This is a genomic window from Zobellia sp. 1_MG-2023 (assembly GCF_030549125.1).
GTDB classification, from domain to species: domain Bacteria; phylum Bacteroidota; class Bacteroidia; order Flavobacteriales; family Flavobacteriaceae; genus Zobellia; species Zobellia russellii.
On sequence record NZ_JAUOSY010000001.1, the window covers coordinates 743,945 to 755,172 of the forward strand.

At 35.9% G+C, this 11,228-nt stretch carries 11 protein-coding genes and 1 tRNA gene; 6 read left to right on the plus strand and 6 right to left on the minus strand.

The features are described from left to right. Positions 1–27: 27 nt before the first annotated feature. Entirely contained in the window at positions 28–1,221 is a 1,194-nt protein-coding gene (locus Q4597_RS03035; RefSeq protein ID WP_303404687.1) for an SH3 domain-containing C40 family peptidase, read from the minus strand. A gap of 58 nt (positions 1,222–1,279) precedes the next feature. Here Q4597_RS03035 and dcm point away from each other — a divergent pair, with 58 nt between their 5' ends. The 3 genes from dcm (at position 1,280) to Q4597_RS03050 (ending at position 3,784) form a co-directional block, all read left to right on the plus strand. After that, positions 1,280–2,506 carry a DNA (cytosine-5-)-methyltransferase gene (dcm, locus tag Q4597_RS03040; protein ID WP_303404688.1) on the plus strand — a complete coding sequence of 409 codons (1,227 nt, stop codon included), beginning with the start codon at positions 1,280–1,282 and terminating at the stop codon, positions 2,504–2,506. Positions 2,507–2,535: 29 nt separating this feature from the next. Next, a complete protein-coding gene (locus tag Q4597_RS03045; protein WP_303404689.1) occupies positions 2,536–3,150 on the plus strand; it encodes a hypothetical protein in 615 nt (204 codons plus the stop codon). A 259-nt stretch (positions 3,151–3,409) separates the two neighbouring features. Beyond that, positions 3,410–3,784 (plus strand): hypothetical protein, encoded by a 375-nt coding sequence (locus Q4597_RS03050; protein WP_215436802.1) that lies wholly within the window; start codon positions 3,410–3,412, stop codon positions 3,782–3,784. A gap of 47 nt (positions 3,785–3,831) precedes the next feature. Here the strand turns inward: Q4597_RS03050 and Q4597_RS03055 are convergent, their stop codons facing one another. Together Q4597_RS03055 and Q4597_RS03060 are read right to left on the minus strand one after the other, a co-directional pair. Next, on the minus strand, positions 3,832–4,275 hold the full coding sequence (locus Q4597_RS03055) for a GNAT family N-acetyltransferase (RefSeq protein ID WP_303404690.1): 444 nt from the start codon (positions 4,273–4,275) through the stop codon (positions 3,832–3,834). Positions 4,276–4,658: 383 nt separating this feature from the next. Continuing rightward, positions 4,659–5,090 carry an RpiB/LacA/LacB family sugar-phosphate isomerase gene (locus tag Q4597_RS03060; protein ID WP_215436796.1) on the minus strand — a complete coding sequence of 144 codons (432 nt, stop codon included), beginning with the start codon at positions 5,088–5,090 and terminating at the stop codon, positions 4,659–4,661. A gap of 650 nt (positions 5,091–5,740) precedes the next feature. Here Q4597_RS03060 and rnr point away from each other — a divergent pair. The 3 genes from rnr to Q4597_RS03075 all read left to right on the plus strand — a co-directional run bounded on the left by rnr (position 5,741) and on the right by Q4597_RS03075 (position 9,466). After that, the gene (rnr, locus tag Q4597_RS03065) at positions 5,741–7,933 is read left to right on the plus strand and encodes a ribonuclease R (protein ID WP_303404691.1); all 2,193 of its coding nucleotides are present in this window, start codon (positions 5,741–5,743) and stop codon (positions 7,931–7,933) included. A gap of 60 nt (positions 7,934–7,993) precedes the next feature. Continuing rightward, a complete protein-coding gene (locus Q4597_RS03070; protein ID WP_303404692.1) occupies positions 7,994–8,674 on the plus strand; it encodes a head GIN domain-containing protein in 681 nt (226 codons plus the stop codon). 123 nt (positions 8,675–8,797) lie between these two features. Next, positions 8,798–9,466, plus strand: a complete 669-nt coding sequence (locus Q4597_RS03075) for a LysE family translocator (RefSeq protein WP_215436787.1) — start codon at positions 8,798–8,800, stop codon at positions 9,464–9,466. Positions 9,467–9,560: 94 nt separating this feature from the next. Here the strand turns inward: Q4597_RS03075 and Q4597_RS03080 are convergent. The 3 genes from Q4597_RS03080 to Q4597_RS03090 form a co-directional block, all read right to left on the minus strand. Then, a tRNA-Cys gene (locus Q4597_RS03080) sits at positions 9,561–9,631 on the minus strand. Between the two features lie 147 nt (positions 9,632–9,778). After that, a complete protein-coding gene (folB, locus tag Q4597_RS03085) occupies positions 9,779–10,141 on the minus strand; it encodes a dihydroneopterin aldolase (protein ID WP_289037784.1) in 363 nt (120 codons plus the stop codon). Between the two features lie 104 nt (positions 10,142–10,245). After that, entirely contained in the window at positions 10,246–11,199 is a 954-nt protein-coding gene (locus Q4597_RS03090; protein WP_215913434.1) for a type IX secretion system membrane protein PorP/SprF, read from the minus strand. Positions 11,200–11,228 lie beyond the last annotated feature (29 nt).

Consider the following 11,228-nt stretch of genomic DNA (forward strand, 5'->3'; position numbering starts at 1 on the left):
CTTTCAATCTCGCAAAACCTATTAATTCTAATCCTTAAAAACAGGATTTTTAACCAAGCTAATCAAGGCATCATCATTTTCCTTTAAGATGCGTTTTGAGCGCAAATAACGGTTATGGTTATGCTCATCATAATTATCCGCATTTTTGTCCATACTGCTTATACGTACCATCTCTGAGGCATGAATGAATTCATTGTTCCCAATCCACATACCCACATGTACCACTTTTTCTGCGGTTGAGTCCGTGGCTTTTCTTCCAAAGAACAGCAAATCGCCTTTTTGCAGCTTATCAAAATTCATAACAGAATCAATGGCTTTACCCGTATGTACCTGCTGCGAAGCGTCTCTAGGAATAACCATTCCGTTAAGAAAAAAGATGGTCTTGGTAAACCCGCTACAGTCCATACCCTTTGTTGAGGTTCCTCCCCATAAATAGGGAACACCCATGAGTGTTTTTGAAGTCGCTATAAGGCTCTCTTGACTTGGATCCAATTTTTCCAACCAAGTTTCATACGGATCTGCTTCTTCTTTACTCACAAAAGCCTTTCTACCATCTGGGTACTGCACTTCAAAAAATTGCCCGTTCTCCCCTTTTAATTCTAGAATATCCCCGGCAACCAAATCGGATACGCGTTGCCCAACTTGTTCATTTTCATATGAATATCCCGCGGTTTGGGTGTAAATCAGCTTTGAAGTGCCTTTCCACTTTTGAGCTTGGTTATCATCCATCAAAACAATTCCGCCTGCATCTACCCATGACAGATATTTATCCGGGGTTTGAATATAGAACCAATCGCCTTCTTTCTTAAAGACTTTTACCGGTGTACCTAATGTTGCCTGTGTTGCCAGCTCAGCAGAGTGTTTGGGATTACTCCTAAGATTGGCCACCGAAATATTGATTACCGCATTAGTTTTCCCCTCTAAATTTTTAGAAGGTAAAATTTCAATTCTACTTTCATAGGTAATATTTTCAGCATCTAAGGTGGTTTTCAAAAGTTCTACCGCTTCAGGGATGTTACTTTCGCCCATTAAAATATACTTTTCAGTATCTATAAAGGTGTGAACATCAAAAAGCGCCGTTCGTTTATCCGGAGCGTATTGTTTTTTTACATCTGTAATGGTCTGTAATAGTTTTGCTTCTCTCTCACTCTGTTTGGTGCACGAAACCAGAAAAAGCACAAAAATACCGGTAACTAAAACCCCTAACTTATATCGCTTCATTTTTAAATCTATTATCATGTTTACTTTGCCTTAGTGAAATTATGTAATTTTATCGCAAATGAGCAAACTCAAGGCAATAGAACTTTTTGCAGGAGTAGGTGGATTTCGCCTAGGCCTGGAAAAAACCGGACAATATGAGGTAGTCTGGAGTAACCAATGGGAACCTTCAACCAAAGCGCAACACGCTTCTTTGGTGTATGAGGCCAATTTTGGCAAAGAGAACCACAGTAATCAAGATATTGCGGAAGTTGAAACGCAAACCATACCCGATGCAGACCTTCTGGTAGGCGGATTTCCCTGTCAAGATTACTCCGTAGCTACTACATTACAGAACTCCAAAGGTCTTATAGGTAAAAAAGGCGTGCTGTGGTGGAGTATTCATAAAATACTTTCGGAAAAAAAGAATCCGCCAAAATACTTATTTCTTGAAAATGTAGACCGTTTATTAAAATCACCTTCTGCCCAACGTGGGCGTGATTTTGCCATTATGTTGAAAAGTTTGGATGACCTGGGTTATGCCGTAGAATGGCGGGTTATTAATGCCGCGGACTATGGAATGCCACAACGGCGCAGACGCATATTTTTCTTAGGGTATCACAAATCAACTTCGCTTTACAAAAAACTTAAAAAGTCCGTTTCAACGGATTGGGTACTTTCGGAAGGTACTATAGCTTCTGCTTTTCCTGTTCAACAAACCACTCAAAAACCGATTTCCTTTGAAATTGAGGGTGATTTGGTCCATATTTCAAACAATTTTAATTTGGGTGAAAAGCTTTCCCCCTTTCAAAATACGGGTGTGTTCATAAACGGTAAAGTATTTACGGTAAAGACGCAAGCCAGTTATGATGGTAAACGTACCGTTTTAGGGGATGTGCTCCAAAACGGTGAAGTAACGCCTGAATTTTTTATTCCCGAAGAGGATTTTCCTAAATGGGAATATTTAAAAGGGGCCAAAAAAGAGGTGCGAACGGCCAAAACCGGTTTTACCTATAATTATAGTGAAGGCGGGATGATTTTTCCCGATGCCCTGGACAACTCGTCAAGGACTATTATTACCGGTGAAGGTGGAAAATCGCCTTCACGTTTTAAACATGTAGTGCAGACATCAAAAGGATTGCGACGATTGACACCGGTAGAATTAGAACGTTTAAATATGTTTCCGGATAATCATACGTTATTAGAAGGTATAAGTGATACCAAACGCGCCTTTTTTATGGGAAATGCCCTTGTGGTAGGCGTGGTAGAAAAAATTGCAGACGCCTTGGCCGCTAAAATTCAGGTTTAGTTCTTCTGCGTAATATTAACAACTGTACTATGCCGCTTCAAAGTAATTTCAAGTCAGATTTGGAAAGGGAGCAGAAGCTGTGCATTTTATTAGATCGCTATTACCGCCAATATCTAAAGCAATACTCTTTTGAGCGGGTGTCCAATATGAAACAGCAAATGGCGGGTATAGATTTAATTTTCACCCGTAAAACCTGTGGTAGAACTTATTCAATTGACGAAAAGGCCCAACTAGATTACCTAAATGAAAATTTACCCACTTTTGCCTTTGAACTAAGTTACCAGAAGAACGGTATATTAAAAGAAGGTTGGTTGTTTGACACTTCAAAAAAAACGGATTTCTACGCATTGATAACTTCAATTTATGCGGATGCACCTAAAGAATTTACTTCGTGCAAAATTACCTTGGTAAATAGACAAAAACTAATAGACCTTTTAACGGTCCGATCTATTACCTCATCAAACTTAAAAAAATACATTGTGCCTGATAAAGAGCTTCATGGTAAAATTAAGATTAGTGAGTTGAACCATAGGAACGAAGGATACCTGTACGCATCCACAAAAAACAAGGCCGAAAAACCATTGAACCTTATTTTAAAGCTCGATTTTTTAGAAGAAACCGGTGTTGCCAAAAGATTGGCTTAACAGATATTTTAGACTGATCAGTCTGTAAAGTTTTATTATAGCTTTAAGCTTTGGTTTTGATTTAATTACAGCGTTATCAACATGTTTTTAAACGATGAAAATAGTTGATTTTTATTTCCGAATTGTATCCAATTAGACCGGTCAGTCGGTTCTGTAAAATTGAATACAATGTACAAATTGAAGGACTCAACGCTCTTAAAATGCTGTTAATCAACACTAAAAATTTGCAATTGCGGTTATTTTTTATATCTTATCCTTTATGGTAAGAACAGAAAAGTCAGAAAATCAGGAGTTTTTAGAGAAGTCGATCAATCATCTTGAAGCCACAGGTTTCGAAGATATTAAAGCGGATATTGAGGGGTACGATACTCCCAAATCCTATGTTAGAAAAGGTACGGATTCCAAAATTACCCCAGACATAGTAGCGCTTAAAAACGGTAGAAAATATTACTTTGAAATAAGCCTGAAATCATCTAAACCCAGACTACTAAAAACAAAGTGGCTTTTCTTGGATACCTTAAGCAGAATGAATTCCAATAGATTTAGAATTATAACCACCAAGGGGCATTACAAGTTTACTGACAATATGTTGGAAGATATTAACCTATCCAATAAAGAACCTATTCGTATATAACATTACAATCATAAGAAACAAAAAGGTCCGTATGTAACGGACCTTTTTTATTTTCTAACCATACCTATATGTGGTATGCCATCTTCAAGATAGCCATCTCCTACTTGGTCAAAACCTAAAGTATGATAAAAACGTTCTAGATATAGTTGAGCGGATACTTTCATGACCGGCGTATTAAAGTGTTCCTCTACCGCCGCAATAGATGCTTTCATAATATCTTTTCCATAACCGTATTTTCTTTCGGAATATTTAACCACTACCCTACCAATACTTGCTTCATCAAAATAATCTCCCGGTTTAAATATTCTAGTATAAGCAACTATTTCATTATTTTTAGTGGCTAAAACATGTAACGCTTTTTGATCCTTATCATCTATATCTTGGTAAACACAATCCTGTTCAACAACAAAAACTTCACTTCGTAACCTAAGAATATGATAAAGTTCCAATTTGGTAAGCGCTTCAAATGATTTTACATTTATTTCCATCATACTATCAATCTTGTACAATTATTTACGTGTTTTTACATTTTGGTATTTAAGTTGAATAGTAACGTTCTGAAAACCTAATTTGTGATACACGATGTCTTTTATGTCTTAAGAATGTTGTAAAACTCCTTAACCTTGATGTTTTTATTGCGGTAACTGTTCTAAAACCAACTTTTAAGCAAAAACAATAGTTTGGGAACTTGATTACATCAACAATACACTACCCATATTAAAATGGATTCACATTGTATTGAACATATTTGGATACCTCATAACCTTCATAACAAGATTGCTCCAGTTATAAACATCTGGTAACTTAGCAAGATGGTTGGATAAGAAAGTGACTATAAAGAAACTTTCCTTTTTAAAAGTAAAACTTTGGAAGCTTACTTACAAGGAATTTTTTCTATTCTCCTTTCATGTCTACCTCCCTCAAAATTGGTATTCAAAAAGGTCTTTACCATTTCCAATGCCTGTGGTAATGAAATAAATCTAGCCGGCAGACTTAATATATTAGCGTCATTATGTTCTCTACTTAATTGAACAATTTCTTTTGTCCAACACAAAGCACAACGTACTTTTTGGTGTTTGTTGGCAGTCATTGAGGCACCGTTACCGCTACCACAAATAATAATTCCAAAATCAACATTACCGTTATCAACATCTGAGGCAACAGGATGTACAAAATCTGCATAATCAACACTATCAGCTCCGTCAGTTCCGTAATTGCTAACCTCTATATTCATAGATTTCAATAAACCAACGATGGCCAATTTATAATCTGTACCCGCGTGATCGTTTCCAATAGCTATTTTCATTATGCGTAATCTCGTTAGAAGCTTAAATTTGTACGGTTTTATAAGTGTATAAAACCCTTTTATAGCTCTCAAAGGTACAAATACTAGTGCTTTACCACAACATGGATAGAGTTCACAACATTAGTTTTCTGTAAACACTTGTTCATTGTTAATTTGTTATTGTTAAAAGGTGTTTATATTGTTAATAACCTTGCAAAAGAAAGTAGATCTTAAATTTTGATTTCTCACCTGAATAGTACTCTACAAAACTAATCTCTAATTGAGAAAATTATTTTTACCCATTTTGTAATACGCTATCAAAATGTTATTGGAGGTAATTAACATTAAATTTACGTTTACTTATTAAATAATTTATGTTGATATCGCTTATCAACGAATATTGATAATGTAGTTATCACCCTGATTCTGTGTTATATTAGATCGGTACAAATTGTCAACAACTTCTTTAAGTAACATGGAACAACTATTTCTTCAAATTTTTATAAGCCTTATTAACACTCTATAATAACCACCAATTTTATTTTAAATTTTAAAAAAGAAAAACAGATTATAATATAGTTGTTGATAACCTTGTTTTGAGATCAAGGATGTTCAATAACGGATGTAATGGATTATAATTCGTAATTTACCGTATAAATTAAAGATAGTTAATGTCAAAGAACAAAAAGAAAGCTCGTAATCATAGAAACAACGAGATAACAAAAGGAATCTTTACCGTATTGGAGAAAGAACCTAAAAAGAGTTTCAATTATAAACAAATAGCGGCCAAACTAGGCCTTAACAATACTCAGGACCGTAACAAATTAGTAAAAAGGTTAGGCCAACTCAAAGAAAAGAAAAGAATACAAGAAGAAGGCAGAGGTAATTATATGGCCTTGGCTTCTTCCAAAAAATACCACACAGGTACCGTTGATCTTACCGGCAGGGGCAATGCTTATATTGTCATAGAAGATATGGAGGATGATGTTTTCATTCCTGCCAATAAAGTTAAAAAGGCCTTTCATGGAGATACTGTAGAGGTGTATATCTTTCCAAGGAGAAATGGCAAGAAATTAGAAGGTGAGATTACCAATATCCTGGAACGTAAGAAAACGGAGTTTGTAGGTATTGTAGATTTACAAAAGACGTTTGCTTTTGTACGTCCCACGGATTTTAGAATGTACACGGATTTCTTTGTTCCAAAAGATAGTATAAAAGGAGCTAATGATGGCGATAAGGTTATTGTTAGATTGGATGGTTGGGAAGACAAAGACGATTCACCCACCGGGACAATTATTGAGGTCTTGGGAAAACCAGGAGAGCATAACACAGAAATACATGCCATTTTAGCAGAATACGGACTCCCGTATGAATTTCCTACTGAGGTTGAGCGTTTTGCAGATACACTTGATACTTCTATAAAAGAAGAGGAAATTGCCAAAAGAAGGGATATGAGAGAGGTTTTAACCTTCACCATAGATCCTAAGGATGCCAAAGATTTTGATGATGCACTTTCTTTTGAAGTACTGGAAAATGGTAATTATGAAATAGGTATTCACATTGCAGATGTTTCTCATTACTTGGTACCGGATACCATTTTGGATGATGAGGCTTATGAAAGAGCTACTTCCGTTTATCTTGTGGATCGTGTGGTTCCCATGCTTCCAGAAGTATTGTCCAATAACGCTTGTTCGTTACGGCCCAATGAAGAAAAATATACCTTCTCCGCAATTTTTGAAATGGATAAGGATGCCAATATCAAGAACCAGTGGTTTGGTAGAACGGCTATAAATTCCAATGAGCGTTTTGCTTATGAAGAGGCCCAACATATTATAGAAACCAAGGAAGGTAGTATTCCAAAAGAAATTTCTATTCGTGAAGATACCTATACCGTTCCTGAAGATGTAGTAAACGCTACTTTGGAAATGGATAGGATGGCCAAAATTATGAGGGGCAGACGTATGCAAGAAGGTGCTCTTTCTTTTGATAAGGTAGAAGTACGTTTTAACCTGAACGAAGAAAGTGAGCCCGTTGGAGTATTCTTTAAGGAATCTAAGGATGCCAATAAGTTAGTTGAGGAATTTATGCTGCTGGCCAATAGAAAAGTGGCCGAGTTCATAGGTAAACAAAAACCTAAAAAGACGTTTGTATATCGTATTCACGATGATCCCAATGAAGATAAATTAATAGCGCTTAACGGTATTGTTTCCAGGTTTGGGCACAAGTTAGACTTTAAGGATAAAAAATCCATTAGCGCGTCTCTAAATCAGCTTTTGAGCGATGTTAAAGGCAAGAAAGAACAAAATTTGGTAGATACACTTGCTATACGTAGTATGAGCAAGGCTATTTATACAACGGATAATATTGGGCATTACGGTTTAGCGTTCGATTACTATACGCATTTTACCTCGCCAATTAGAAGATACCCGGATGTAATGGTACATCGTTTATTGCAACATTATTTAGATGGTGGTGCATCTGTAAAAGAGGAGGTTTATGAACAGAAATGTAAACATTCTTCAGATATGGAGTACTTAGCTTCCAGTGCAGAAAGAGATTCCATTAAATACATGCAGATCAAGTTTATGCAAGACCACCAAGACCAAGAGTTTGTTGGTGTTATTAGTGGAGTTACCGAATGGGGTATTTATGTTGAAATTATAGAGAACAAGTGCGAAGGCATGGTGAGAATCAGCGATATAAAAGATGATTATTATACCTTTGACGAAAAGGAGTACGCAATTGTAGGAGAAAGGACAAAGAAAACTTACCAATTGGGTGATGAAGTAGTAGTCATGGTCAAAAACTCAGATTTGGTAAAACGTCATTTAGATTTCTCTCTTTTGGGAAAGCATGAGTCGTAATCGGTTCTTTTGGAACGGATTTTGTCTTTGAACTATCAAAATAACCTAAAAAGGTACATTATGAAAAAGTTCGTTTTGCTTGTCATTTGTATTCTTGGGCTTCAAGTTACTTTTGCCCAAGATGCTACTATGACTCAAGACTTAACTAAATTCTCAGAGGTTAAGGCTTTTGATGGTCTTTCCATTAAGCTTATCAAGGCAAATGAGAATAAGGCCGTTATATCCGGTGAGAATATGGATAAGGTAGCTATTGTTAATAATGATGGTGTTCTTAAAATAAGAATGCAAATAGGTAAAATTTTTAGTGGGTACAGAACTTTTGTTGATCTGTACTATACCGAAAAACTTATTGTTATAGACGTTAACGAAGATGCTAGAATAGTTTCGGATGAATCTATAAAACAAGAAGTTATTGAGCTTAAGGCCCAAGAAGGTGGCGAACTGGAAATTAATGCCGAAGTTGAACAGATGTTGGTAAAGACAGTTACCGGTGGAATGATATCAACCAGTGGCTCCTCTAATTTACAGGATATTGTCATAAATACCGGTGGTGTTTATGAGGGTAAAGAATTCATAACTAAGTTTTCTACTATAAATGTGAATGCCGGATCTCGTGCAGAGATTTACGCATCGGATTATGTAAAGGCCACTGTAAAGGCCGGCGGAGAGGTTTTGGTGTACGGCAATCCTAAAAAAATGGATGAAAAAACTGTGTTTGGTGGTACGGTAACACGAATGTAATCGGTTTTTATTCCAGTTTTTAATCCCTTAGCTTTGTGGTGTAGCCTTTCCAATTTCTTATCAGGAAAGGATAAAACTACATTTTGCTTTAAAATTAATAGTAAAGAATACCAAGAATAACGCATGTGGGAAGACATTCAGGCAGCAGTTCCATTAGGCTTTTTTTTAAGCTTTATGATTGGGCCTGTTTTCTTTGTTCTTTTGGAAACAAGTGCCATTAAAGGATTTAGGGCGGCCCTTATTTTTGATTTTGGGGTTATTCTTGCAGATGGTGTTTTTCTTGTTCTTGCTTATTTTAGTAGTTTTCAACTTCTTGAAAATTTAAGCAACCAGCCCGGTCTGTATGTTTTTGGAGGTGCAATACTTCTGGTGTATGGTATTGTTACCATATTTAAAAAACCTCCCAAACAGGTAGAAACTAATATAAAAGTTAAGAAAAGCGATTATTTAGGTCTGTTCGTAAAAGGTTTTCTGCTGAATTTTATAAATATTGGGGTTTTGGTATTTTGGTTGGGTATTATCATTGTGGTAGGACCTAGTTTGGATAATGACCCTAACCGTATTGTAGTGTTCTTTTCTGCAATGGTGGGGGCTTATTTTGTAACGGATATATTTAAGATTCTTCTGGCGAAACAGTTAAAGAAGAAACTAACGGTAAACAGAATATTTTTCATTAAAAAAGGACTTGGTATTATTTTGATTATATGTGGTATAGTGCTAATAATCAAAGGTTTTTTACCAAAAGACCAGTTTAATATAGAAAACGGTATTGAACGTATAGAAAAGCTTTAGCTAAATAATAGGGAGTATTGTAATGATATACTTGCTCTGGATGTTTCGTATTTAAAACAAAAAAACCTTCGTTGTACACGAAGGTTTTTTATTGAGGCATCGAGCAGATTCGAACTGCTGTACAAGCTTTTGCAGAGCTCTGCCTAGCCACTCGGCCACGATGCCATTTGCAGGTGCAAAGATAGTTTTTTTGATGGAAATGTTATTTTTACTTTACTTTTTTTTCACAATGGCTATTTACATCGTACATGAAAAGAGCTAAGTATAAAGATTTGCAGTTATTTAGAATGATGATTTAGTGTATTGGGTACGTTATTTTTTTCGCTTTTCCTTTAAAACTATGGTCACTTTTTCAACATCACCGCCTATAGGAGGGTTTATTTTTGAAACCTCAACTTCTGCTTTTTGAACAATTTGAATTTCGTCAAAAATACGATCTATGATTCGTTTACCAATATGTTCCAAAAGTTTAGAAGGCACTTTCATTTCCTCTTTCACGATATGGTTAATATGAACATAATCAACCGTATCGGATAATCTATCGGAAATTGATGCTTTGGTTAAATTGGCATCTACAGACACATTCACCAAATATTCGCTACCTATGGCAGTTTCTTCCTCTAAACAACCGTGGTGGGCATAGACCCTTATATTATTAACTTTAACCTTGTCCAAAATCAAATTTATTTTTGCAAACTTAATTGAAACGGCCGAGATTAGAATAGAAAGCTAGGCTGTAATTTTCATAATCGGACAGGTATTTTGAACAACTTTGCCGCTTAATACGTACAACGACAATTACTAAGTCCTTGAAACAAGTCTACACCAATAGTTACTACATGGGTACCTGTACTATAAGTAAGTAATTCATTTAGAATTATTTGATAGGAATACCCAAAGTAGAAATTGTTCTTTTTTAGACCTGCAAAAGGTGCTATAAAAAGTGGACTACCTATTTGATCGTTCAAAAAACGGTAGTTAACACCGGCATAGAAATAGTCTTCAAAATTGTACCATCTAAATTTTAGGTTTAAATCGGTTTCTGAACGTCCATCACTTTCAAACATTTTAAAGAGTAAAGATGGCTCTATTTCTAAATCACTGTTTTTATTTTTTCTGTATCGGTATCCGGTATATACGTAATAGTTTCTTAGTTCATTAGGTTCATCTGCATCAAAGGTAAAACTGCTAGGATCCTTGCCTAAAAGGTTGGATGCATTACCACTTATGTAGAATTTACCATATCTGTACAGTACCCCAACATCAAAGTTATGATTGCTAGTTTGGCGGTTGTTAATAACTCCCGGATCAAGATTGGCATCCACAAATTTATCAATGTCTATTCTAAACTGGTTAAAGTTGTAAGAAAGACCAAAGGATAAGAATTCATCATCATATCTGTCTAGAGTTAAGTGATGAGCAAATGATACCCTGGCACCCTGTTGTTTGGTATATCCGTTTTTATCATTATATAAAAATAGACCTATACCGGATTTTTCACCTAAACGCATATCTGCTGCCAGAGACTGTGTTTGTGGCGCGTCTTTGATTCCTACCCATTGTGTAAGACCGTTAAGCCTAATTTTTACATGGTCTCCTATACCCGCATAAACCGGTGATAGAACAAACGGGTTATCTGCCAAGTATTGAGTAAGCTGGGGCGAATTAAGCTCCTGCCCTCTTGCGGTTATGATGCCCGATAAGAGCAGCATGGTCCATATGAATTTGCGCATGGTACTGTAGGTTGTAGGTTAAGTATTTT

What these genes read in the sequence shown, in the direction of transcription:
- dcm (WP_303404688.1), top strand. Translation starts at nt 1,280, where the DNA reads ATGAGCAAACTCAAGGCAATAGAACTTTTTGCAGGAGTAGGTGGATTT.
- rnr (WP_303404691.1), top strand. Translation starts at nt 5,741, where the DNA reads ATGTCAAAGAACAAAAAGAAAGCTCGTAATCATAGAAACAACGAGATA.
- Q4597_RS03055 (WP_303404690.1), bottom strand. Translation starts at nt 4,275, where the DNA reads ATGATGGAAATAAATGTAAAATCATTTGAAGCGCTTACCAAATTGGAA.
- Q4597_RS03035 (WP_303404687.1), bottom strand. Translation starts at nt 1,221, where the DNA reads ATGAAGCGATATAAGTTAGGGGTTTTAGTTACCGGTATTTTTGTGCTT.
- Q4597_RS03075 (WP_215436787.1), top strand. Translation starts at nt 8,798, where the DNA reads ATGTGGGAAGACATTCAGGCAGCAGTTCCATTAGGCTTTTTTTTAAGC.
- Q4597_RS03045 (WP_303404689.1), top strand. Translation starts at nt 2,536, where the DNA reads ATGCCGCTTCAAAGTAATTTCAAGTCAGATTTGGAAAGGGAGCAGAAG.
- Q4597_RS03060 (WP_215436796.1), bottom strand. Translation starts at nt 5,090, where the DNA reads ATGAAAATAGCTATTGGAAACGATCACGCGGGTACAGATTATAAATTG.
- Q4597_RS03050 (WP_215436802.1), top strand. Translation starts at nt 3,410, where the DNA reads ATGGTAAGAACAGAAAAGTCAGAAAATCAGGAGTTTTTAGAGAAGTCG.
- Q4597_RS03070 (WP_303404692.1), top strand. Translation starts at nt 7,994, where the DNA reads ATGAAAAAGTTCGTTTTGCTTGTCATTTGTATTCTTGGGCTTCAAGTT.
- Q4597_RS03090 (WP_215913434.1), bottom strand. Translation starts at nt 11,199, where the DNA reads ATGCGCAAATTCATATGGACCATGCTGCTCTTATCGGGCATCATAACC.